We start from the raw sequence: 21280 nt of genomic DNA, 5'->3' as shown, positions 1-21280 counted from the left end.
TCAGTCTGAGTTATCGTCATGCGCGTTACCGATTTTGCTTTTGAACTACCCGAATCCCTGATCGCCCACTATCCGATGCCTGAGCGCAGTAGCTGCCGCTTACTCTCCCTGGACGGGCCGACGGGCGCGCTGACGCATGGCACCTTCACCGACATCCTCGATAAGCTCAATCCCGGCGATCTGCTGGTGTTTAACAACACCCGGGTGATCCCGGCGCGTCTGTTCGGCCGCAAGGCCAGCGGCGGCAAGATTGAAGTGCTGGTGGAGCGGATGCTGGATGATAAGCGCATCCTCGCCCATATTCGCGCCTCGAAAGCGCCGAAGCCGGGCGCCGAGCTGCTGCTGGGCGACGACGAGAGCATTCAGGCCACCATGCTGGCGCGTCACGGCGCGCTGTTTGAAGTGGAATTTAACGACGAGCGCCCGGTGCTGGAGATCCTAAACGGGATCGGCCATATGCCGCTGCCGCCCTACATTGATCGCCCGGACGAAGACGCTGACCGCGAGCTCTATCAAACCGTCTACGGTACCCGGCCGGGCGCGGTAGCCGCCCCGACCGCGGGTCTGCACTTCGACGAACCGCTGCTGGATAAACTGCGCGCTAAAGGCGTTGAGATGGCGTTTGTCACCCTGCACGTGGGCGCGGGTACCTTCCAGCCGGTGCGCGTCGACAGCATTGAAGAGCACACGATGCACTCAGAATATGCGGAAGTGCCGCAGGAGGTGGTTGATGCGGTGCTGGCGGCGAAAGCGCGCGGCAATCGCGTGATCGCGGTGGGCACCACCTCGGTACGCTCGCTGGAGAGCGCGGCGCAGGCGGCGAAAGACGCCCTGATCGCGCCTTTCTTCGACGATACGCAGATTTTCATCTATCCGGGTTATCAGTACCAGGTGATCGATGCGCTGGTGACCAACTTCCATCTCCCTGAATCCACACTGATTATGCTGGTGTCGGCGTTTGCGGGTTATCAGCACACCATGAACGCCTATAAGGTAGCGGTGGAGCAGAAATATCGCTTTTTTAGCTACGGGGATGCGATGTTTATCACGTACAATCCGCAGGCTATTTCTGAGCGTCCCTGAAAAGGCCGGCCCGCCGGCTTTTGGCACGCCATGACGCATTTTTAGCCACGGAATCATTCCGTGGCGAGTATCAAAACGTCGGACTGTTTTTCTGACGCAGGAGCAAGCATGAAATTTGAACTGGATACCACCGACGGTCGCGCCCGCCGCGGTCGCCTGGTGTTTGAGCGCGGCGTGGTGGAAACACCGGCCTTTATGCCCGTTGGCACCTACGGCACCGTCAAAGGGATGACGCCGGAAGAGGTGGAAGCCACCGGCGCGCAGATTATTCTCGGCAACACCTTCCACCTGTGGCTGCGCCCGGGTCAGGAGATCATGAAGCTGCACGGCGATCTGCACGATTTTATGCAGTGGAAAGGACCGATCCTGACCGACTCCGGCGGCTTCCAGGTGTTCAGCCTTGGCGATATCCGTAAGATCACCGAGCAGGGCGTCCACTTCCGTAACCCGATCAACGGCGATCCGATTTTCCTCGATCCGGAAAAATCCATGGAGATTCAGTACGATCTCGGTTCCGATATCGTGATGATCTTCGACGAATGTACGCCGTACCCGGCGGACTGGGATTACGCCAAGCGCTCGATGGAAATGTCTCTGCGCTGGGCGAAGCGCAGCCGCGACCGTTTCGATAGCCTTGGCAATAAAAATGCGCTGTTCGGCATCATTCAGGGCAGCGTTTACGAAGATTTACGTGATATCTCGGTGAAAGGTCTGGTAGAGATTGGCTTTGATGGCTACGCTGTCGGCGGTTTGGCGGTCGGCGAGCCGAAGGAAGACATGCACCGTATTCTGGAGCACGTCTGCCCGCAGATCCCGGCCGATAAACCACGATACCTGATGGGCGTCGGGAAGCCGGAAGATCTGGTGGAAGGGGTACGTCGCGGTATCGATATGTTCGACTGCGTCATGCCGACGCGCAACGCGCGTAACGGCCACCTGTTCGTCACCGACGGCGTGGTGAAAATCCGCAACGCGAAGCACAAAAGCGATACCGCGCCGCTGGACGCCGAGTGTGATTGCTATACATGTCGCAATTATTCACGCGCTTACTTGCATCACCTTGACCGTTGCAACGAAATATTGGGCGCGCGTCTCAATACCATTCATAACCTGCGCTACTATCAGCGTTTAATGGCTGGTTTACGCAAGGCTATCGAAGAGGGTAAATTAGAGAGCTTCGTGACCGATTTTTACCAACGTCAGGGGCGCACCGTGCCTCCTTTGAACGTTGATTAATTTTAATAATGAGGGAATTTCAATGAGCTTTTTTATTTCTGATGCGGTAGCGGCAACGGGTGCACCGGCGCAGGGCAGCCCGATGTCTCTGATTCTGATGCTGGTGGTGTTCGGTCTGATTTTTTACTTCATGATCCTGCGTCCACAGCAGAAGCGCACCAAGGAACATAAGAACCTGATGAACTCCATCGCCAAAGGTGATGAAGTGCTGACCAACGGCGGTCTGGTCGGTCGCGTGACCAAAGTAGCGGAAACTGGCTACATTGCTATCGCGCTGAACGATACCACTGAAGTGGTTATCAAACGTGACTTCGTTGCTGCCGTTCTGCCGAAAGGCACCATGAAGGCGCTGTAATCTAACTTTTCCCAAAGGGAACTGCCGTGTTAAACCGTTATCCTTTGTGGAAGTATGTCATGCTGGTCGTCGTCATTGTCGTCGGCCTGATCTATGCGCTTCCCAACCTGTATGGTGAGGATCCGGCTGTTCAAATCACTGGCGCGCGCGGCGTCGCCGCCAGTGAGCAAACGCTGATCCAGGTCCAGAAAACTTTACAAGAAGAAAAAATTACCGCGAAGTCTGTGGCACTGGAAGAGGGCGCTATTCTTGCGCGCTTCGACACCACTGATACCCAGCTGCGTGCGCGTGAAGCGCTGCTTACCGTGTTGGGTGACAAATACGTCGTGGCGCTAAACCTTGCTCCGGCAACCCCACGCTGGCTGGCGGCACTCTATGCCGAGCCGATGAAGCTGGGTCTTGATCTGCGCGGCGGCGTGCACTTCCTGATGGAAGTCGACATGGACACCGCGTTAGGCAAACTGCAGGAACAGAACATCGATAGCCTGCGCAGCGAGCTGCGCGACAAAGGCATTCCTTACGCGACCGTGCGTAAGGAAGACAACTATGGTCTGAGCATCGTCTTCCGCGACAGCGCGGCGCGCGACCAGGCTATCTCTTATCTCAGCCCTCGCCATCGCGATCTGGTGATCTCCTCTCAGGGTGACAACAGCCTGAAAGCGGTGATGACCGATGAGCGCCTGAAAGAAGCTCGTGAGTATGCGGTTCAGCAGAACATTAACATTCTGCGTAACCGTGTGAACCAGCTGGGCGTCGCCGAACCGCTGGTTCAGCGTCAGGGCGCTGACCGCATCGTGGTTGAGCTGCCGGGTATCCAGGATACCGCGCGGGCGAAGGAGATCCTTGGCGCGACCGCGACCCTCGAGTTCCGTCTGGTCAATACCAACGTGGACCAGTCCGCTGCCGCCTCAGGCCGCGTGCCAGGCGACTCGGAAGTGAAAGAGACGCGTGAAGGCCAGCCGGTGGTGCTGTACAAGCGGGTGATCCTGACCGGTGACCATATCACCGACTCGACCTCCAGCATGGATGAGTACAACCAGCCGCAGGTCAACATCTCGCTGGACAGCGCGGGCGGCAACATCATGTCCAACTTCACCAAGGACAACATCGGCAAGCCGATGGCGACCCTGTTCGTGGAGTATAAAGACAGCGGTAAGAAAGACGCCAACGGTCGCGCTATCCTGGCGAAAGAGGAAGAGGTGATTAACATCGCCAACATCCAGTCGCGCTTGGGCAACAGCTTCCGTATTACCGGTATCAGCAACCCGAACGAAGCTCGCCAGCTGTCGCTGCTGCTGCGTGCCGGCGCGTTGATTGCGCCGATTCAGATCGTCGAAGAGCGGACTATCGGCCCAACCCTTGGCATGCAGAACATCAAGCAGGGTCTGGAAGCCTGTCTGGCCGGTCTGGTGGTCTCTATCCTGTTCATGATCCTCTTCTATAAGAAGTTCGGTCTGATTGCGACCTCGGCGCTGATTGCCAACCTGGTGCTGATTGTCGGCATTATGTCCCTGATCCCGGGGGCGACGCTGACCATGCCGGGCATCGCGGGTATCGTGTTAACCCTTGCGGTGGCGGTCGATGCTAACGTTCTGATCAACGAGCGTATCAAAGAAGAGCTGAGCAACGGGCGTACCGTTCAGCAGGCGATTGACGAAGGTTATCGCGGCGCGTTCAGCTCGATCTTCGACGCCAACGTGACGACGCTTATCAAAGTGATCATCCTGTACGCGGTCGGTACCGGTGCCATTAAAGGGTTTGCGATTACCACCGGTATCGGTATCGCGACCTCAATGTTTACCGCTATCGTCGGCACCCGTGCCATCGTGAACCTGCTGTACGGCGGCAAGCGCGTTAAAAAGCTGTCTATCTGAGGAGTGCGTTGTGGCACAGGAATATACTGTTGAACAATTGAACCACGGCCGTAAAGTCTGGGACTTTATGCGCTGGGATTACTGGGCCTTCGGCATTTCAGGCTTTCTGCTGATTGTGTCGATCGCCATCATCGGCGTCCGCGGCTTTAACTGGGGTCTCGATTTCACCGGCGGTACGGTGATCGAAATTACCCTTGAGAAGCCGGTCGATCTGGACCAGATGCGCGATTCCCTGCAGAAAGCGGGCTTTGAAGAGCCGCAGGTGCAGAACTTTGGCAGCAGCCGCGACATCATGGTACGTATGCCGCCGGTGCATGACGCCAACGTCAGCCAGGAGCTGGGCAGCAAGGTCGTGACGGTGATTAACGAATCGACCAGCCAGAACGCGGCGGTGAAGCGTATTGAGTTTGTCGGCCCGAGCGTCGGCGCGGACCTTGCGCAAACCGGCGCCCTGGCGCTGATTGCCGCGCTGGTCTGTATCCTGATCTACGTCGGCTTCCGCTTCGAATGGCGTCTGGCGGCGGGGGTGGTTATCGCCCTGGCGCACGACGTGGTGATCACCATGGGGGTGCTGTCGCTGTTCCATATCGAGATCGACCTGACCATTGTGGCCTCGTTGATGTCGGTTATCGGCTACTCGCTGAACGACAGTATCGTGGTATCGGACCGTATCCGTGAAAACTTCCGTAAGATCCGCCGCGGTACGCCGTACGAGATCTTCAACGTGTCGTTGACCCAGACGCTGCACCGTACCTTGATCACCTCCGGGACCACCCTGATGGTGATCCTGATGCTGTTCCTGTTCGGCGGCCCGATTCTGGAAGGCTTCTCGCTGACCATGCTGATCGGTGTCTCCATCGGTACGGCTTCTTCTATCTACGTCGCCTCCGCGCTGGCGTTGAAGCTGGGCATGAAGCGCGAGCATCTGCTGCAGCAGAAGGTCGAAAAAGAAGGGGCGGACCAGCCGTCTATTCTGCCGTAATACGGTTCAGTAGAAATAACGCAATCCCGGCCAGGCGGCCGGGATTTTTTTTGCCCGCGACAAAACCTGCTGACAGTATGCTGTCAGGAGCCCTCCCATACACTCCTTCTGAACTCACTAACGAGCAGGAGGAAGTATGAATAACGTGATTAACTGGTTTGAAATTCCGGTCGCCGATATGGATCGCGCCGTCGCGTTTTATGAGCCGGTGATGCAGGTGACACTGCGTCGCGAAACCATGGACTGCGCCGAGCTGGCGGTGTTCCCGCATCAGGATCCGGCCCCCGGCGGCGCGCTGGCCAAATTTGAGGGTATCGCGCCCTCTGCGCAGGGCGCTATTATTTACCTGCATACAGACCATCTTGCCGCCACCCTCGACCGCGTTGCCTCGGCGGGTGGGGCATGTGTTTTCGGGCCGCTGACGCTGCCGAATGATATTGGCACCATCGCGCTGTTTACTGACAGCGAGGGCAACCGCGTCGGCCTGCACCAACCGGCTTAACCTGAACTTTTTGTGAAGTGAGACATGACCCGACGCGCCGACCGTTTATTTCAGATTGTGCAGATCCTGCGCGGCAGGCGGCTCACTACCGCCGCGCTGCTGGCGGAGCGGCTGGGCGTGTCGGAGCGCACCGTGTATCGCGATATTCGCGATCTCTCCCTCTCCGGCGTGCCGGTGGAGGGCGAGGCGGGGAGTGGTTATCGCCTGCTGGCGGGCTACGATCTGCCGCCGCTGATGCTGACCACCAAAGAATCCGAAGCGCTGATCGCCGCGATCCGGCTGCTGAAAACCTGGGGCGGCGAGGCGCTGTCGCAATCGCTGGAGTCTGCCCAGGAGAAGATGCTGGCGATCCTGCCGGAGGCGCGCCGGCGCCAGGCGGAGCAGACCCGCCTGTTTGCCCCCGATCTCGGCGCCCATCGCTATGCCAAAACCTTCTTTGACGTCATTCATCAGGCGGTCTCCAGCCAGCAGGTGCTGGCGCTGCGCTATCAGGATGAGTCCGGTCGGGTGACCGAGCGCGACGTGCTGCCGCTGGGGCTGTTTTTCTGGGGGGAGCGCTGGCTGCTGGTGGCCTGGTGCGAGCTGCGCAATGATTATCGCAACTTTCGCCTCGACCGCTGTCTGGCGGTCAGGGCGACCGAGCGTCGATTCAGCGAGTGCGCCGACCGCTCGTTAAGCGATTTTCTGCGCAAGGTCCGCTGCGACGTGTGGGAGAAATAAAAACGCCCGGGTGGCCCGGGCGCTGTCCTGCCGTTTCAGCAATCAGAAGTTGTAACCAACCACGAAGTAACCACCCCAACCGGTTGAGCGGACGCTGAAATCGCCATCGCCGAAGTTCAGCTTGGCATCGTCAGCCCACTGGCCGCCGTTATGGAAGTAACGGGCCACCACCGAGTAGTGCCAGTGCGCATAGTTCAGCGCCAGGATATGGCTGGAGGCGATGGAGTTGCTGGTGCGCGCGTGCTTCCCGTTCAGATCGTAGAAGTTGTCATCGCCGAGGTCAGAGCCCCAGTCGAAGTTGGTGAAGCCGATGTAGCTCAGCGAACCGCCCCACAGGTCGGTCAGCGGCACAAAGTATTTCACTTTGAAGCGGTAGCCGTCCCACTCGTTTTCGTTGGACGCGCCGTAGTTCTGCCACTGGTATTTGGCGTAGACGTTCAGCGACAGGCTCATCGGCAGGCCGGTGTCGATATCGGTACCCAGACCCATATACCAGGTGCTCTGCTCCTGGGAGTCATTGCGGCCCATATCGTAGATATAGTTGTTCGCGAAATACCACTCTTTGAACGGCCCGAAGCTCAGGTCGGTGTTGGTCAGCTTATCGATAGAGAAGCGCGGTTCGATCTCCATAAACAGCGGGGAGCCGTTGTTCCAGATACCTTTTGCCGTGCTGTTGCCGCCGAAGAATACCGGGGCATCGATATAGCCGTAGAAATCAAACCAGTCTTTTTTGGCGAACGCTTCGTATTCCAGGTAGGTATCGTTACGGATCTGCGGTCCAAAACGGGTGTGGTAGCTACCCACCACGTTAACACTCTGGTGCCACCAGTCAGACAGATACTGCGGTTTATCGTTTTCTGCCGCGCCCGCGGTAAAAGAAGTGGAGAGCGCCACAACCGCACCCGCTGCCAGTAATGTTTTTTTCATAGGAATGCCACTGTTTAAATTGAGCCTGAAGGCGTTAAAAGAAGTGCCGAAGCGTTTCTAAATATTTCGTGTTTCTGTGGGGGTCTATTATAGGAATCATTGCTCACAAAAATACGTGTTGTTTCACATAACCAGAACATGCGTAATCGATTGCGTTCACGATTCTATGCATTTCTTGACAAAATGCTACTGAAAATCGCGATGCAGAACGATTTCTAATGAACTCTTGCGAAAAGTTGTAAGTGGATAAGAATAACGGGACAGGGCGTCGCCGGGCAGGGGGAAGCCCGGCGGCAAGGCTTACTGCGCGGCGGCGGGCTGGATATCGTGGACGCGAATAAAACCGACTTTGTCCGGCGTCACGTTCAGGCGCAGCGGGATATCGACATCGCTGGGGGCGAGAATGCTGGCCGGGGCGCTGATCAATTGATCCTGAACATTCACTTCCTGGTAGCTGTGGGTAGTACCGGTGATCTGTCCGGAGGCGACGGTGGCGGTAAAGGCCGGCAGCGGATCGTTGGATTCGCCCTGAATACGTAAGGTCAGGCGTGACCCGTCGCCATCCGGCGTAATGCTCGCCACCGACATGCGCAGGGTGCCGATCTGGCTCTCCAGCCGCGCCGGGGTTTTCGCCTCCGGCAGCAGATAGACGCCGCGGGTGGATTTCGCGTTCAGCGCGTTTTGCTGGGTAATTTTGATCGTTTGCTGATTTAGCTGGGTCATCTCCTGGCTCAGCGTACTCACGCTCTGGTGCATCTGGCGGATTTCGCTTTGCTGGGCGCAGGCGGTCAGGGTAAACAGGCTGCCCGCGATGGCGAGTTTCAGGTAACGTCTTGTCATGGTCAGGATTCCGTTTGCAGAGGATGCTTAATGGTAGCCAAACCGCCTGACTCTCCCATAGATCCTTTGTCTCAAAAGCTCTTTCTTTGTAGTCAGGTCACTTCGCGGTAAACTACCCTTCAGTTTAACTACCTGTCAGGACGCGCTATGCATTGCCCTTTCTGTTTCGCCGTGGATACCAAAGTGATCGACTCTCGTCTGGTAGGGGAAGGCTCTTCCGTGCGTCGCCGTCGGCAGTGTCTGGTCTGTAATGAGCGCTTTACTACCTTCGAAGTGGCGGAGCTGGTCATGCCGCGGGTGGTGAAGAGTAACGATGTGCGTGAACCCTTCAACGAAGACAAGCTGCGCAGTGGGATGCTGAAAGCGCTGGAGAAACGTCCGGTCAGCGCCGATGACGTCGAAATGGCGGTCAACCATATCAAAACCCATCTGCGCGGCACCGGCGAGCGCGAAGTGGCCAGCAAAATGATCGGCAACCTGGTGATGGAGCAGCTGAAAAAACTGGATAAAGTCGCCTATATTCGCTTTGCGTCGGTCTATCGCAGCTTCGAAGATATCAAAGAATTCGGCGAAGAGATCGCCCGCTTACAGGACTAAGCCATGCAGGACGAAATGTACATGGCGCGTGCGCTCAAGCTCGCCGCCCGCGGTCGCTTTACCACCCATCCTAACCCTAACGTTGGCTGCGTCATTGTTAAAGACGGCGAGATCGTCGGCGAAGGGTTCCACTATCGCGCCGGCGAGCCGCATGCCGAAGTGCACGCCCTGCGGATGGCCGGGGAAAAGGCGCGAGGCGCCACCGCCTACGTCACCCTCGAGCCCTGCAGCCACCACGGTCGTACGCCGCCGTGCTGCGACGCCCTGATTGCCGCCGGCGTCAGCCGCGTGGTCGCCGCGATGCAGGATCCTAACCCGCAGGTGGCGGGGCGCGGCCTGTACCGTCTGCAGCAGGCCGGTATTGACGTCAGCCACGGGCTGATGATGAACGAGGCGGAAGCGCTGAATAAGGGCTTCCTGAAGCGGATGCGCACCGGTTTTCCCTGGGTCCAGCTCAAGCTGGGCGCCTCGCTGGACGGCCGCACGGCGATGGCCAGCGGCGAAAGCCAGTGGATCACCTCCCCGCAGGCGCGACGCGACGTGCAGCGTTTGCGCGCCCAGAGCCATGCTATCCTGACCAGCAGCGCCACCGTGCTGGCGGACGATCCGGCGCTGACCGTGCGCTGGCAGGAGCTGAGCGCCGATACCCAGGCGCTGTATCCCGAAGAGAATTTGCGCCAGCCGCTGCGCGTCGTTATCGACAGCCAGAACCGCGTCACGCCTGAGCATCGTATGGTGCAGCAGGCGGGGGAAATGCTGTTTGCCCGCCTGGGCGCCGATGAGCGCCAGTGGCCGGACAGCGTGCGCACGCTGCTGGTTCCGGAACATAACGGCCATCTCGATCTGGTGCTGCTGATGATGCTGCTTGGCAAACAGCAGATCAACAGCATCTGGGTGGAGGCGGGGGCCACGCTTGCCGGGGCGCTGCTGCAGGCGGGCCTGGTCGACGAGCTTATCGTCTATATTGCGCCTAAACTGTTAGGCAATGCGGCGCGTGGATTATGCGCGCTGCCGGGGCTTGAAGAACTGAGCCAGGCGCCCCATTTCAAATTCAATGAGATACGTCAGGTTGGCCCGGATGTCTGCCTGCATTTAACCACTGCGTGAGGCTTTCCTGATTATTAGGAAGCAGCGCTCAGAATAATATGATAAAATCCGCCCCCCTTGCGGGGCACATGAACCCGAAGGAAGAGTATGAACATTATTGAAGCTAACGTTGCTACCCCGGACGCTCGCGTCGCCATCACCATTGCGCGTTTCAACAACTTTATCAATGACAGCCTGCTGGAAGGTGCGATTGACGCCCTGAAACGCATTGGTCAGGTAAAAGATGAAAACATCACCGTTGTTTGGGTTCCAGGCGCGTACGAGCTGCCGCTGGCGGCTGGCGCACTGGCGAAAACCGGTAAATATGACGCGGTGATTGCGCTGGGTACGGTGATTCGCGGCGGTACCGCCCACTTTGAATATGTGGCTGGCGGTGCCAGCAATGGCCTGGCGCACGTCGCTCAGGACAGCGAAATCCCGGTAGCCTTTGGTGTTCTGACCACTGAAAGTATTGAACAAGCCATCGAGCGCGCTGGCACCAAAGCCGGTAACAAAGGCGCTGAAGCTGCGCTGACCGCGCTGGAAATGATTAACGTATTGAAAGCCATCAAGGCCTGATTTTTGTAAGGGGAATTCCGTGAAACCTGCTGCTCGTCGCCGCGCCCGTGAGTGTGCCGTTCAGGCGCTCTACTCCTGGCAGTTGTCCCACAACGACATCGCTGATGTCGAATACCAGTTCCTGGCGGAACAGGACGTAAAAGATGTTGATGTTCTGTATTTCCGCGAACTGCTGTCCGGAGTGGCGACTAACAGCGCGTACCTCGACGGCCTGATGAAGCCCTACCTGTCCCGTCAGCTGGAAGAGCTGGGTCAGGTGGAAAAAGCGGTGCTGCGTATCGCGCTGTTTGAGCTATCCAAACGTGATGACGTACCGTATAAAGTGGCCATCAATGAAGCTATCGAACTGGCGAAAACCTTCGGCGCTGAAGATAGCCACAAGTTCGTCAACGGCGTGCTGGACAAAGCGGCTCCGGTAATTCGTCCCCACAAGAAGTAAACTGCAGGCCGGGTTTTGCGAGGGTCGCCTCGCAACCCGGCCTTATTTATTATTTTGCTGAGGCATAACGTATGGCATGTGGCGAATTCTCCCTGATTGCCCGTTATTTTGATCGCGTTAAAAGCGCTCGTCTTGATGTCGAAACCGGTATCGGCGACGACTGCGCTCTCCTGAATATTCCCGAGAAAAAAACGCTGGCAATCAGCACCGACACTCTGGTGGCGGGCAATCACTTCTTACCCGATATCGACCCGGCCGACCTCGCCTATAAAGCGCTGGCGGTAAACCTGAGCGACCTCGCGGCGATGGGCGCGGAGCCGGCGTGGCTCACCCTGGCGCTGACCTTGCCGGAGGTGGATGAAGCCTGGCTGGAAGCCTTCAGCGACAGCCTGTTTGTCCAGCTTGACTACTACGATATGCAGCTGATTGGCGGCGATACCACCCGCGGCCCGCTCGCCATGACCCTGGGTATCCACGGCTTTGTGCCGCCAGGGCGCGCCATGAAACGTTCAGGCGCGAAGCCGGGAGACTGGATCTATGTCACCGGCACCCCGGGGGACAGCGCCGCCGGCCTGGCGCTGTTGCAGAACCGTCTGACGGTGGATGCGCCGACGGATGCCGATTACCTGCTGGCCCGTCACCTGCGTCCGATGCCCCGCGTGCTGCAGGGCCAGGCGCTGCGCGACCTGGCGACGTCGGCCATCGATCTCTCCGACGGCCTGATCTCCGATCTGGGTCATATTCTCAAAGCCAGCGACTGCGGCGCGCGCATCGATCTTGATGCCATGCCGTACTCCGACGCCATGCTGCGCCAGGTTGAGCCCGAGCAGGCGCTGCGCTGGGCGCTCGCCGGTGGAGAAGATTACGAACTGTGCTTTACCGTACCGGAACTGAACCGCGGGGCGCTGGACGTGGCCCTTGGCCATCTAGGCGCGCGTTTTACCTGTATCGGACAGATTGCGCCGGAGAGCGAAGGTCTGCAGTTTATCCGCGACGGTAAGCCGGTCACGCTTGATTTAAAGGGATACGATCACTTTGCGTAGTCGAGACGAGGCGCTTAGCCGCCTGAGTATGCGTAATCCGTGGCATCTGCTGGCGACCGGCTTTGGCAGCGGCTTAAGCCCGGTGGTGCCGGGGACGATGGGCTCGCTGGCGGCGATCCCGTTCTGGTATCTGATGACTTTTCTCCCCTGGCAGCTCTACTCGCTGGTGGTGATGATGAGCATCTGTATCGGAGTCTATCTGTGCCATCGTACGGCCAAAGATATGGGCACCCATGACCACGGCAGCATCGTCTGGGACGAGTTCGTCGGGATGTGGATCACCCTGATGGCGCTGCCGACCCTCGACTGGCAGTGGGTGGCCGCCGGCTTCGTCATTTTCCGTATCTTCGATATGTGGAAACCGTGGCCGATTCGCTGGTTTGACCGCAATATTCACGGCGGAATGGGGATCATGGTGGACGATATCGTCGCCGGCGTGATCTCCGCCGGCGTGCTGTATGTTATTGGCCATCACTGGCCGATCGGTCTGCTTTGACCGCTTCTCCCCGGCAGCGCCATGCTGTCGGGGAAATCACGCCCGTCACTTAAATCCCACCACCGGATGCGGCTGATAGGGCGCCTCCAGTTTTTCGATCTGTTCCGAAGATAGCGTCAAATCCACCGCCAGCAGCAGGTCATCGAGCTGCTCCTGACGCGACGGACCGATAATCGGCGCGGCGACGCCGGGCTTGCTTAACAGCCAGGCGAGGGCGACCTGCGCGCGACTGGCGTCGAGCTCTTCCGCCACGTCCGCAAGATTCCCGGCAATTTGCGCGTCGTTCTCTTCGCTGGTGCTGTAAAGCGATTTGCCGAACTCATCCGATACCAGCCGGGCGGTGGTCTCACCCCATGGGCGGGTCAGCCTGCCGCGCGCCAGCGGGCTCCACGGGATCACCGCCACGCCGTTACACTGGCACAGGGGCAGCATCTCATTCTCTTCTTCCCGGTAAATCAGGTTGTAGTGATCCTGCATGGTGACGAAGCGCGCCCAGCCGTTCTGCTGCTGAAGCGCCAGCGCCTGGGCAAACTGCCGGGCATGCATGGACGAGGCGCCGATATAGCGCGCTTTGCCGGCTTTCACCACCTCGTCCAGCGCTTCGAGCGTCTCTTCAATCGGGGTGCTGTAGTCCCAGCGGTGGATCTGCAACAGGTCGACATAGTCCATCCCGAGACGGCGCAGGCTGTCGTCGATGGAGCGCAGGATCTGCGCCCGGGAAAGCCCTTCCGCCAGATCGCCGACCTGGTGATAGACCTTGGTGGCGACAATCACCTCATCGCGGCGGGCAAAGTCGCGCAGGGCGCGGCCGACGATCTCTTCGCTACTGCCGTCGGAGTAGCTGTTTGCGGTATCGAAGAAGTTGATGCCGCCTTCAATGGCGTGCTGAATGAGCGGGCGACTGCTCTCTTCCGGAAGCGTCCAGGCGTGCCTGCCGCGGTCCGGCTCGCCGAAGGTCATGCAGCCGAGGCAGAGTCGGGAAACACGTAAGGCAGTATCGCCGAGGGGGATATAGTGCATAGTGCGCTCCTGCTATTCATCAAGGGTATCCCTTAAGCATAGCAGGAGCGGGAGGGGCGATTATGCCAGCCAGTCGAGGATTTTGGCTTCAATGCCGGCGGCATCAAGGCCGAGGTCGGCGCGGATCTCTTCCTGAGTGCCCTGCGGAATAAAGACATCCGGCAGGCCAATATTGAGTACCGGTACCGCCCGGCGATGGGCCATCAGCACTTCATTCACGCCGCTGCCGGCGCCGCCCATAATGGCGTTCTCTTCCAGCGTCACCAGAACGTCGTGCTCGCCTGCCAGCTGCAGGATCAGCGCGGTATCCAGCGGCTTCACAAAGCGCATATCCACCAGGGTGGCGTTGAGTTTGTCCGCCACCGCCGCGGCTTCCGGCAGCAGGGTGCCGAAGTTAAGGATCGCTACCTTCTCGCCCTGGCGCTTCACGACCCCTTTGCCGATCGGCAGCGATGCCAGCGGCTCCAGCGTCGCGCCGGTGCCGCTGCCGCGCGGATAGCGCACCGCGCAGGGTCCGTCGCTGTAGTGGTAGCCGGTGTGCAGCATCTGGCGGCATTCATTTTCATCGCTCGGCGTCATCACCACCATATCCGGAATACAGCGCAGGAAGGAGAGATCGAACGCCCCCTGATGCGTCTGGCCGTCTGCGCCGACAATCCCGGCGCGGTCGATGGCAAACAGCACCGGCAGCTTCTGAATAGCCACATCGTGGATCACCTGATCGTAGGCTCGTTGCAGGAACGTGGAGTAGATGGCGACGACGGGCTTGTAGTCGCCAATCGCCAGTCCGGCGGCGAAAGTGACCGCATGCTGCTCGGCGATGGCGACGTCAAAGTACTGATCGGGGAATTTCTTCGAAAATTCCACCATCCCTGAACCTTCGCGCATCGCCGGGGTGATGGCCATCAGCTTGCTGTCTTTGGCCGCCGTTTCGCACAGCCAGTCGCCGAAGATTTTCGAGTAGGAGGGGAGACCGCCGCTGCTTTTGGGCAGCACGCCGCTGGTATGGTCGAACTTCGGCACCGCGTGGAAAGTGATCGGGTCTTTCTCGGCGGGCTCATAGCCGCGGCCTTTTTTGGTCATAATATGCAGGAACTGCGGGCCCTTCAGGTCGCGCATGTTCTTCAGCGTGCTGACCAGACCGAGCACATCGTGGCCATCCACCGGGCCGATGTAGTTAAAGCCCAGCTCTTCAAACAGCGTCCCAGGCACCACCATGCCTTTGATATGCTCTTCGGTCCGCTTAAGCAGCTCTTTAATCGGCGGTACGCCGGAGAAGACCTTTTTGCCGCCTTCGCGCAGGGTGGAGTAGAGCTTACCGGAGAGCAGCTGCGCCAGATGATTGTTCAGCGCGCCGACGTTCTCAGAGATCGACATTTCATTGTCATTCAGCACCACCAGCAGATCGGGTTTGATATCTCCGGCGTGGTTCATCGCCTCAAACGCCATGCCGGCGGTGATCGCCCCGTCGCCAATCACGCACACCGCGCGCCGCTGCTTATCCTCTTTCGCGGCGGCGATAGCCACCCCGATGCCAGCGGAAATGGAGGTGGAGGAGTGACCGACGCTCAGTACGTCGTACTCGCTCTCACCGCGCCACGGGAAGGGGTGCAGGCCGCCTTTCTGGCGAATGGTGCCGATTTTGTCGCGGCGGCCGGTCAGAATTTTATGCGGGTAGGCCTGGTGGCCGACGTCCCAGATCAGGCGATCGAAGGGCGTGTTATAGACGTAGTGCAGCGCCACGGTCAGTTCCACGGTGCCGAGGCCAGAGGCAAAGTGACCGCTGGAGCGGCTGACGCTGTCCAGCAGGTAGCGCCGCAGCTCATCACACAGCTTCGGCAGGCTCTCTTTTGGCAACAGGCGCAACTCCTGGGTGGAATCTACCAGCGCCAGGGTCGGGTATTTGGCAATATCAAAACTCATCAGAGACTCATTTATTGTTTATTTATCGCGCTGAATAATGTAATTCGCGAGCGCTTCCAGTGCCGAAGTATCCAGAGATTGTGCGGCCAGTTCATCTAACGACCGGCGGGCATCAGCGATCAGGTCGTGCGCTTTCTTCCGGGCTTGCTCAAGGCCCAGGAGGGCGGGATAGGTGCTTTTACCCAATTGCTGGTCGGCACCCTGACGTTTGCCAAGGGTCGCAGTATCCCCTACCACGTCGAGAATGTCATCCTGGACCTGGAAGGCCAGGCCGATATTTTCCGCATAGCGATCCAGCGCGGGAAGGGCGGCGCGCCCACGTTCGCCGGCGCTCAGCGCCCCCATGCGGACGGCGGCGCGGATCAGCGCGCCCGTTTTGTGGCGGTGGATACGCTCCAGCGCCTGCAGATTCACCTGCTGTCCTTCCGCCTGCAGATCCAGCGCCTGGCCGCCGCACATGCCCGCCACGCCGCTGGCCTGCGCCAGTTCAGAAACCATCGCCAGACGATCCCGGTCAGGGACGTCCGTCATCGGCGCATCACTGAGTATAGAAAACGCCAGCGTTTGCAGGGCATCTCCCGCAAGAATTGCGTTGGCTTCGCCAAATTTAATATGGCAGGTCGGCAGTCCGCGACGCAGATCGTCATCATCCATCGCCGGCAAATCATCATGCATCAGGGAATAAGCATGAATGCATTCGACCGCGGCGGCAGGGGCGTCCAGCGTGGTGCGGCTCACGCCGAACATCTCGCCGGTAGCGTAGACAAGGAAGGGACGCAGGCGTTTACCGCCTAAGAGTGCGCCATAATGCATCGCTTCCACCAGCGGAGTGTTCTGAAAGGGCTGCGGCGCGATAAAACGGCGCAGCGCCTCGTTAGCCTGTTCCACACAGGCCTGCAATTGTTGCGGGAAATCCATTTATTCAGCGTCCGGCGTAAAAGGCGTGGTCGGGGAATCTTCACTATCCGCCAGCAGGATCTGCACGCGCTGTTCGGCCTGCTGTAGCTGGCTTTGCCCCTGGCGGGCCAGCTGGACCCCGCGCTCAAATTCGCTGAGCGCTTCTTCTAACGGTAAATCGCCGCTTTCCAGACGATTAACGATCTGCTCCAGTTCGCCCAGCGCAGTTTCAAAGCTGGCCGGGGCCTCATTTTTCTTTGGCATAGTGAATGTAGACTCTTGTTATGTCGCGACGGCAATACCGGGTATGGTAACGAAGTCACGCGTGTAAGCAAATAACGCGCAATGGTGATATACTCCGCGCCCAGGATGCAGGCACCGGTGTGCGCTGCTTTACAACTTTTGCTTAAAGCCCCGTCGGGCTTGCCAACGAACTATTGTCGCCATGAAGTTTATCATTAAATTGTTCCCGGAAATCACCATCAAAAGCCAATCTGTGCGGTTGCGCTTCATTAAAATCTTAACCGGGAACATTCGTAACGTTCTCAAAAACTATGACGAGACGCTGGCCGTCGTTCGTCATTGGGATCATATCGAAGTTCGCGCGAAAGATGAAAATCAGCGCCCGGCTATTCGCGATGCGCTGACCCGTATTCCCGGCATCCACCATATTCTGGAAGTCGAAGACGTACCGTTCACCTCGCTGCACGATATTTTTGAGCAGACGCTGCCGCTGTGGCGCGAGGCGCTGGAAGGCAAAACCTTCTGCGTGCGGGTGAAGCGTCGCGGCAAACATGAATTCACCTCAATTGAGGTGGAGCGCTACGTCGGCGGCGGCCTGAATCAGCATATTGAAACGGCGCGCGTGAAGCTGACCGACCCGGACGTCACCGTCAATCTTGAGATTGAAAACGATCGCCTGCTGCTGGTGAAAGGCCGCTATGAAGGTATCGGCGGCTTCCCGATCGGCACGCAGGAAGATGTGCTGTCGCTGATTTCCGGCGGCTTTGACTCCGGCGTCTCCAGCTACATGCTGATGCGCCGCGGCTGCCGTGTGCACTACTGCTTCTTTAACCTTGGCGGCGCCGCCCATGAGATTGGCGTCCGCCAGGTCGCGCATTATCTGTGGAACCGCTTCGGCAGCTCGCACCGCGTTCGCTTTGTGGCGATTAACTTTGAGCCGGTGGTCGGCGAAATCCTCGAAAAAGTGGATGACGGTCAGATGGGCGTGGTGCTCAAGCGCATGATGGTCCGCGCCGCGTCAAAGGTCGCGGAACGCTACGGCGTGCAGGCGCTGGTCACCGGCGAAGCGCTGGGCCAGGTCTCCAGTCAGACTCTCACCAACCTGCGCCTGATCGACAACGTCTCCGATACCCTGATCCTGCGTCCGCTGATTTCGCACGATAAAGAGCACATCATCGACCTGGCCCGCGAGATCGGCACGGAAGATTTCGCCCGCACCATGCCGGAGTACTGCGGCGTGATCTCCAAAAGCCCGACCGTGAAGGCGGTGAAGGCGAAGATTGAAGCGGAAGAAGAACACTTCGATTTCAGCATCCTCGATAAAGTGGTGGAAGAGGCGAGCAATATCGATATTCGCGAAATCGCCCAGCAGACGGAAGAGACGGTGGTGGAAGTGGAAACCGTGACCGGCTTTGGCGCCAACGATGCGATCCTCGATATTCGCTCCATCGACGAGCAGGAAGACAAGCCGCTGAAGGTCGAGGGGGTTGAGGTCGTTTCCCTGCCGTTCTACAAGCTGAGCACCAAATTTGGCGATCTCGATCAGAGCAAAACCTGGCTGCTGTGGTGCGAACGCGGGGTGATGAGCCGTCTGCAGGCGCTTTATCTGCGCGAGCAGGGCTTCAGCAACGTAAAAGTTTATCGCCCGTAACAGGTTAATAGGATGCAAAAGGCCTTCCCTGATGGAAGGCCTTTTTACTATTGGCAGGGGCGTGTATTAGCGCAGGGTCAGCGCCAGGTCATTCAGCTGATCGATGACAATATTCCAGCCCGCGAAAAATCCCATCTGCTCATGCTGCTCGCGGGTTTCATCGTCGGCATGCAGCACCGTGGCCGTATAGCGACACCCGCCCTGTTCATCGGCAAAGGTGATGATGGCCGTCATCGCGAAGGGTGAAACGGCGGGACGATAATCCGCCGTCAGCATCGAGGTCATGACGATTTTTTGTTGCGGGATAACCTCAAGAAAACAGCCGGGGTTATCGCTGCGTTCACCGTCAGGGCCGTGCATCACGGTGTGAAAGGCCCCGCCGGCGCGAAAATTAAAGGCCAGCACCTCGGTTTGCCAGGGCTTCGGGCACCACCAGGTTTTGAGTAATGCCGGGTCGGCCCACGCGCGCCACAGGGCAGGGACGGGCGCGCTGAGCAGGCGGCTGATAACAAGATCGCGAGAATCGGTTGCGCTACGGGACATGCTACGACTCCTCAGGAAAAGGGGGAGCCAGCCCGCGGCGCGGACCGGCTATCAGGCTTCGTAGTAATTATAGATGCCGGCGGCCATCACCAGCTGCGAGGCGACCTCATACGCTTTCTCGCGCCCCACCAGCAGATCGATCATTTTCAGGGCGAAATCAATCGATGTTCCCGGCGCCTGGCTGGTTAACAGATTCACCCGTGGATCCCAGACCACCCGTTTATCCTGCCACTGATCGGCGGGGATATGATCCTTCAGCGCCGGAAAACCGGTCATGTTGCCGATCGGGAACAGCTGATGGGGCACCAGCACGGTCGCCGGGGCGGCACAGATGGCGGCCACAATGCGCCCGGAGAGATGGAACTGTCGGACGGTTTCCACCAGCAACGGGCTGTCGCGGAAGCACTCTGCGCCCTTGATACCGCCCGGGAGGACGATGATATCGAAATCGCCATCGGCCACCTCGACCAGCGGGGCATCCGCCAGCAGTTTGACGCCGCGCGAGCAGACGATGGTCAGGTTGCCGTCGCTGGCGACGCTGGCGGTGGTCACTTTGACTCCGCCGCGGACCAGCAGGTCGATGGTGGTGACCGCTTCGGTCTCTTCGCTACCAGGGGCGAGGCAAATCAGTGCCGACGCGCTCATATTCATTCTCCTTACGCTTGACCAGTTCAAATAAGCGGGCGTTTTCCGGTACGGCAACGCCGTGGGCGCGGGCGCGGTTGAGCAGAAACCCGGTGATATAGTCGATCTCCGTGTGCCGCTGGGCGCGAACGTCCTGCAGCATGGATGAGATATTTTCTGCCGTACTTTCAATCACCTGTTCGACATAAAATAGCAGGTTTTCCGCCGAGGTATGAATACCTTCGCGCTCCATCACTGCCGCCACCTCGCGACAAATGGCCGCAACTTCCTGCGGATAGTCGCGCAGATCGCCATTTTTACACCCTTTTATCGCGGTCAGGGGGTTAATCACGCAGTTAACCGCGAGTTTGCGCCAGGTGGCCGAGAAAATATTGTTGTGCCAGGCGACATCCGGCAGCACGTTCTGCAGCACTTCAGCGAGGTAGCTGTAGTCCTGTTCGTAGCTTTTCGCCGGCCCGATATGCGTGGTGCCCTGGGCGACGTGGATGATGACATTCCCGTCCCGGCGAGCCGCCTGGGTGGTGGAGGCCAGCAGCAACGGCTGTTTCACGCTGCGCAGCTCCTCGACGGTTCCCATGCCGTTATGCACCAGCACAATCGGCGTGGTGTCCGGCAGGATCGCGGCCAGGTGCTTCACCGCGTTTGAAACCTGCCAGGCTTTTAAGGTGACAATCAGCAGCTCGCTGCTGGCAAGAAAATCGGGGTCGTTGGCCGTCAGCGACTCGTTGAACACCGAGCCGTCGGTTTCAATGACGTTGACGCTACAGAATGGCTGCGGTACGCGTAGCCAGCCCTGGACTTCATGTCCCTGTTTGCACAACGCGGTCAGCCATAGTTGTCCCAGTGCACCGCATCCCAGTACGGTTACTTTCATTGTTCCTCCTCATCTGCCGCTACCCCAGGCGCTGATGGCTAAAGTATATCTCGTCGCTTTTCGCATCGTCGGACGGAAAGGGGGTTTCGGCGTCGTCGGGCAGCATGGGGAAAATAGCGCGAGCGTTGCGTAATCAGCTAAGCTTCCGGGATAACAAGTTGAGTTATGCCGCGTTGCAGGTATTATGCAACGCAAAAGAAACGGAAGGAGAGGAAAAGATGCCATCTTTCGATATTGTCTCTGAAGTTGATCTTCAGGAAGCCCGTAACGCGGTGGACAACGCGAGCCGCGAAGTCGAGTCGCGTTTTGATTTTCGTGGCGTTGAAGCCACGTTTGAATTAAACGACGCCAACAAGACCATTAAAGTGCTGAGCGAGTCTGACTTCCAGGTGAATCAGCTGCTGGATATCCTGCGCGCCAAGCTGCTCAAGCGCGGCATTGAAGGCACCTCCCTCGACGTGCCGGAAGATATCGTACACAGCGGTAAAACCTGGTTTGTTGAAGCGAAGCTGAAACAGGGCATTGAAAGCGCGGTGCAGAAGAAGATCGTTAAACTGATCAAAGACAGCAAGCTGAAAGTGCAGGCCCAGATTCAGGGCGAAGAGATCCGCGTGACCGGTAAGTCCCGCGACGATCTGCAGTCGGTGATGGCGCTGGTGCGCGGTGGCGATCTGGGACAACCGTTCCAGTTCAAAAACTTCCGCGACTAAGGCGGCAGACTGACA

Annotated in this window: 24 protein-coding genes; 15 read left to right on the top strand and 9 right to left on the bottom strand. The window is 58.6% G+C overall.

The window, feature by feature from the left end:
• Window positions 1–18: 18 nt before the first annotated feature.
• The 7 genes from queA (at window position 19) to ABLU95_RS14080 (ending at window position 6752) form a co-directional block, all read left to right on the top strand.
• Window positions 19–1083 carry a tRNA preQ1(34) S-adenosylmethionine ribosyltransferase-isomerase QueA gene (gene queA / locus ABLU95_RS14110; RefSeq protein ID WP_004204841.1) on the top strand — a complete coding sequence of 355 codons (1065 nt, stop codon included), beginning with the start codon at window positions 19–21 and terminating at the stop codon, window positions 1081–1083.
• Between the two features lie 108 nt (window positions 1084–1191).
• Window positions 1192–2319, top strand: a complete 1128-nt coding sequence (gene tgt / locus ABLU95_RS14105) for a tRNA guanosine(34) transglycosylase Tgt (RefSeq protein ID WP_002890395.1) — start codon at window positions 1192–1194, stop codon at window positions 2317–2319.
• Between the two features lie 22 nt (window positions 2320–2341).
• Entirely contained in the window at window positions 2342–2674 is a 333-nt protein-coding gene (yajC, locus tag ABLU95_RS14100; protein WP_002890398.1) for a preprotein translocase subunit YajC, read from the top strand.
• 26 nt (window positions 2675–2700) lie between these two features.
• Window positions 2701–4548, top strand: a complete 1848-nt coding sequence (gene secD / locus ABLU95_RS14095) for a protein translocase subunit SecD (RefSeq protein ID WP_008805370.1) — start codon at window positions 2701–2703, stop codon at window positions 4546–4548.
• A gap of 10 nt (window positions 4549–4558) precedes the next feature.
• The gene (gene secF, locus ABLU95_RS14090) at window positions 4559–5530 is read left to right on the top strand and encodes a protein translocase subunit SecF (protein ID WP_008805371.1); all 972 of its coding nucleotides are present in this window, start codon (window positions 4559–4561) and stop codon (window positions 5528–5530) included.
• Window positions 5531–5666: 136 nt separating this feature from the next.
• Window positions 5667–6032, top strand: a complete 366-nt coding sequence (locus tag ABLU95_RS14085; RefSeq protein ID WP_016160371.1) for a VOC family protein — start codon at window positions 5667–5669, stop codon at window positions 6030–6032.
• A gap of 24 nt (window positions 6033–6056) precedes the next feature.
• Window positions 6057–6752 carry a YafY family protein gene (locus ABLU95_RS14080; protein ID WP_049013800.1) on the top strand — a complete coding sequence of 232 codons (696 nt, stop codon included), beginning with the start codon at window positions 6057–6059 and terminating at the stop codon, window positions 6750–6752.
• A 42-nt stretch (window positions 6753–6794) separates the two neighbouring features.
• Here ABLU95_RS14080 and ABLU95_RS14075 read toward each other — a convergent pair whose 3' ends face one another.
• Window positions 6795–7679 (bottom strand): nucleoside-specific channel-forming protein Tsx, encoded by an 885-nt coding sequence (locus tag ABLU95_RS14075; RefSeq protein ID WP_004204836.1) that lies wholly within the window; start codon window positions 7677–7679, stop codon window positions 6795–6797.
• Window positions 7680–7979: 300 nt separating this feature from the next.
• Window positions 7980–8519, bottom strand: coding sequence for a DUF3251 domain-containing protein (locus tag ABLU95_RS14070; RefSeq protein ID WP_023288595.1), 540 nt, complete (start codon window positions 8517–8519; stop codon window positions 7980–7982).
• 147 nt (window positions 8520–8666) lie between these two features.
• Between ABLU95_RS14070 and nrdR the strand changes: the two genes are divergently transcribed.
• The 6 genes from nrdR to pgpA all read left to right on the top strand — a co-directional run bounded on the left by nrdR (window position 8667) and on the right by pgpA (window position 12759).
• Window positions 8667–9116 (top strand): transcriptional regulator NrdR, encoded by a 450-nt coding sequence (gene nrdR, locus ABLU95_RS14065; protein WP_002890417.1) that lies wholly within the window; start codon window positions 8667–8669, stop codon window positions 9114–9116.
• A gap of 3 nt (window positions 9117–9119) precedes the next feature.
• Complete coding sequence (gene ribD / locus ABLU95_RS14060) at window positions 9120–10223, top strand: bifunctional diaminohydroxyphosphoribosylaminopyrimidine deaminase/5-amino-6-(5-phosphoribosylamino)uracil reductase RibD (RefSeq protein ID WP_348874418.1); 1104 nt, start codon at window positions 9120–9122, stop codon at window positions 10221–10223.
• 87 nt (window positions 10224–10310) lie between these two features.
• Window positions 10311–10781: a 6,7-dimethyl-8-ribityllumazine synthase gene (ribE, locus tag ABLU95_RS14055; RefSeq protein WP_001021161.1), complete on the top strand. Its 471-nt coding sequence runs from the start codon at window positions 10311–10313 to the stop codon at window positions 10779–10781.
• A gap of 19 nt (window positions 10782–10800) precedes the next feature.
• Window positions 10801–11220 (top strand): transcription antitermination factor NusB, encoded by a 420-nt coding sequence (gene nusB, locus ABLU95_RS14050; RefSeq protein WP_002891356.1) that lies wholly within the window; start codon window positions 10801–10803, stop codon window positions 11218–11220.
• 71 nt (window positions 11221–11291) lie between these two features.
• Window positions 11292–12263 (top strand): thiamine-phosphate kinase, encoded by a 972-nt coding sequence (thiL, locus tag ABLU95_RS14045; protein WP_023288597.1) that lies wholly within the window; start codon window positions 11292–11294, stop codon window positions 12261–12263.
• A complete protein-coding gene (gene pgpA, locus ABLU95_RS14040; protein ID WP_004177266.1) occupies window positions 12256–12759 on the top strand; it encodes a phosphatidylglycerophosphatase A in 504 nt (167 codons plus the stop codon). Before thiL ends, pgpA begins: the two co-directional genes overlap by 8 nt.
• 45 nt (window positions 12760–12804) lie before the next feature.
• Here pgpA and ABLU95_RS14035 read toward each other — a convergent pair whose 3' ends face one another.
• Genes ABLU95_RS14035 through xseB form a run of 4 tightly spaced genes read right to left on the bottom strand, consistent with a single transcriptional unit; the run spans window position 12805 to window position 16863 of the window.
• Window positions 12805–13779, bottom strand: a complete 975-nt coding sequence (locus ABLU95_RS14035) for an aldo/keto reductase (protein WP_348879797.1) — start codon at window positions 13777–13779, stop codon at window positions 12805–12807.
• A gap of 60 nt (window positions 13780–13839) precedes the next feature.
• Window positions 13840–15702 (bottom strand): 1-deoxy-D-xylulose-5-phosphate synthase, encoded by a 1863-nt coding sequence (gene dxs / locus ABLU95_RS14030; protein ID WP_023288599.1) that lies wholly within the window; start codon window positions 15700–15702, stop codon window positions 13840–13842.
• Between the two features lie 18 nt (window positions 15703–15720).
• Window positions 15721–16620, bottom strand: coding sequence for a (2E,6E)-farnesyl diphosphate synthase (gene ispA, locus ABLU95_RS14025; RefSeq protein ID WP_004204826.1), 900 nt, complete (start codon window positions 16618–16620; stop codon window positions 15721–15723).
• Window positions 16621–16863: an exodeoxyribonuclease VII small subunit gene (xseB, locus tag ABLU95_RS14020; protein ID WP_004204824.1), complete on the bottom strand. Its 243-nt coding sequence runs from the start codon at window positions 16861–16863 to the stop codon at window positions 16621–16623.
• A gap of 181 nt (window positions 16864–17044) precedes the next feature.
• Here xseB and thiI point away from each other — a divergent pair, with 181 nt between their 5' ends.
• Complete coding sequence (gene thiI / locus ABLU95_RS14015; protein WP_004151340.1) at window positions 17045–18493, top strand: tRNA uracil 4-sulfurtransferase ThiI; 1449 nt, start codon at window positions 17045–17047, stop codon at window positions 18491–18493.
• A 66-nt stretch (window positions 18494–18559) separates the two neighbouring features.
• Here thiI and ABLU95_RS14010 read toward each other — a convergent pair whose 3' ends face one another.
• The 3 genes from ABLU95_RS14010 to panE are packed head-to-tail and all read right to left on the bottom strand — an operon-like array spanning window position 18560 to window position 20555.
• Entirely contained in the window at window positions 18560–19036 is a 477-nt protein-coding gene (locus ABLU95_RS14010) for an SRPBCC family protein (RefSeq protein ID WP_262962689.1), read from the bottom strand.
• A 51-nt stretch (window positions 19037–19087) separates the two neighbouring features.
• A complete protein-coding gene (gene yajL / locus ABLU95_RS14005) occupies window positions 19088–19681 on the bottom strand; it encodes a protein deglycase YajL (RefSeq protein ID WP_023288601.1) in 594 nt (197 codons plus the stop codon).
• Complete coding sequence (gene panE / locus ABLU95_RS14000; protein WP_017898925.1) at window positions 19644–20555, bottom strand: 2-dehydropantoate 2-reductase; 912 nt, start codon at window positions 20553–20555, stop codon at window positions 19644–19646. Before panE ends, yajL begins: the two co-directional genes overlap by 38 nt.
• A gap of 218 nt (window positions 20556–20773) precedes the next feature.
• On the opposite strand from panE, the gene ABLU95_RS13995 reads away from it, so the two are divergent.
• Complete coding sequence (locus tag ABLU95_RS13995) at window positions 20774–21265, top strand: YajQ family cyclic di-GMP-binding protein (protein ID WP_002891465.1); 492 nt, start codon at window positions 20774–20776, stop codon at window positions 21263–21265.
• Window positions 21266–21280 lie beyond the last annotated feature (15 nt).

The organism is Klebsiella sp. GG_Kp146 (assembly GCF_040061975.1).
GTDB classification, from domain to species: domain Bacteria; phylum Pseudomonadota; class Gammaproteobacteria; order Enterobacterales; family Enterobacteriaceae; genus Klebsiella; species Klebsiella quasipneumoniae.
The sequence above is the reverse complement of the archived record's forward strand: the minus strand, read 5'-3'. Positions and strand labels throughout refer to the sequence as shown.

Excerpts from the sequence above, each read along its gene's own strand:
- ABLU95_RS14010 (WP_262962689.1), bottom strand. The coding sequence starts at position 19,036 with ATGTCCCGTAGCGCAACCGATTCTCGCGATCTTGTTATCAGCCGCCTG.
- panE (WP_017898925.1), bottom strand. The coding sequence starts at position 20,555 with ATGAAAGTAACCGTACTGGGATGCGGTGCACTGGGACAACTATGGCTG.
- ABLU95_RS14070 (WP_023288595.1), bottom strand. The coding sequence starts at position 8,519 with ATGACAAGACGTTACCTGAAACTCGCCATCGCGGGCAGCCTGTTTACC.
- ispA (WP_004204826.1), bottom strand. The coding sequence starts at position 16,620 with ATGGATTTCCCGCAACAATTGCAGGCCTGTGTGGAACAGGCTAACGAG.
- ABLU95_RS13995 (WP_002891465.1), top strand. The coding sequence starts at position 20,774 with ATGCCATCTTTCGATATTGTCTCTGAAGTTGATCTTCAGGAAGCCCGT.
- tgt (WP_002890395.1), top strand. The coding sequence starts at position 1,192 with ATGAAATTTGAACTGGATACCACCGACGGTCGCGCCCGCCGCGGTCGC.
- thiI (WP_004151340.1), top strand. The coding sequence starts at position 17,045 with ATGAAGTTTATCATTAAATTGTTCCCGGAAATCACCATCAAAAGCCAA.
- ribD (WP_348874418.1), top strand. The coding sequence starts at position 9,120 with ATGCAGGACGAAATGTACATGGCGCGTGCGCTCAAGCTCGCCGCCCGC.
- ABLU95_RS14085 (WP_016160371.1), top strand. The coding sequence starts at position 5,667 with ATGAATAACGTGATTAACTGGTTTGAAATTCCGGTCGCCGATATGGAT.
- yajC (WP_002890398.1), top strand. The coding sequence starts at position 2,342 with ATGAGCTTTTTTATTTCTGATGCGGTAGCGGCAACGGGTGCACCGGCG.
- ABLU95_RS14080 (WP_049013800.1), top strand. The coding sequence starts at position 6,057 with ATGACCCGACGCGCCGACCGTTTATTTCAGATTGTGCAGATCCTGCGC.
- xseB (WP_004204824.1), bottom strand. The coding sequence starts at position 16,863 with ATGCCAAAGAAAAATGAGGCCCCGGCCAGCTTTGAAACTGCGCTGGGC.
- yajL (WP_023288601.1), bottom strand. The coding sequence starts at position 19,681 with ATGAGCGCGTCGGCACTGATTTGCCTCGCCCCTGGTAGCGAAGAGACC.
- queA (WP_004204841.1), top strand. The coding sequence starts at position 19 with ATGCGCGTTACCGATTTTGCTTTTGAACTACCCGAATCCCTGATCGCC.
- ribE (WP_001021161.1), top strand. The coding sequence starts at position 10,311 with ATGAACATTATTGAAGCTAACGTTGCTACCCCGGACGCTCGCGTCGCC.
- thiL (WP_023288597.1), top strand. The coding sequence starts at position 11,292 with ATGGCATGTGGCGAATTCTCCCTGATTGCCCGTTATTTTGATCGCGTT.
- nrdR (WP_002890417.1), top strand. The coding sequence starts at position 8,667 with ATGCATTGCCCTTTCTGTTTCGCCGTGGATACCAAAGTGATCGACTCT.
- ABLU95_RS14035 (WP_348879797.1), bottom strand. The coding sequence starts at position 13,779 with ATGCACTATATCCCCCTCGGCGATACTGCCTTACGTGTTTCCCGACTC.
- ABLU95_RS14075 (WP_004204836.1), bottom strand. The coding sequence starts at position 7,679 with ATGAAAAAAACATTACTGGCAGCGGGTGCGGTTGTGGCGCTCTCCACT.
- dxs (WP_023288599.1), bottom strand. The coding sequence starts at position 15,702 with ATGAGTTTTGATATTGCCAAATACCCGACCCTGGCGCTGGTAGATTCC.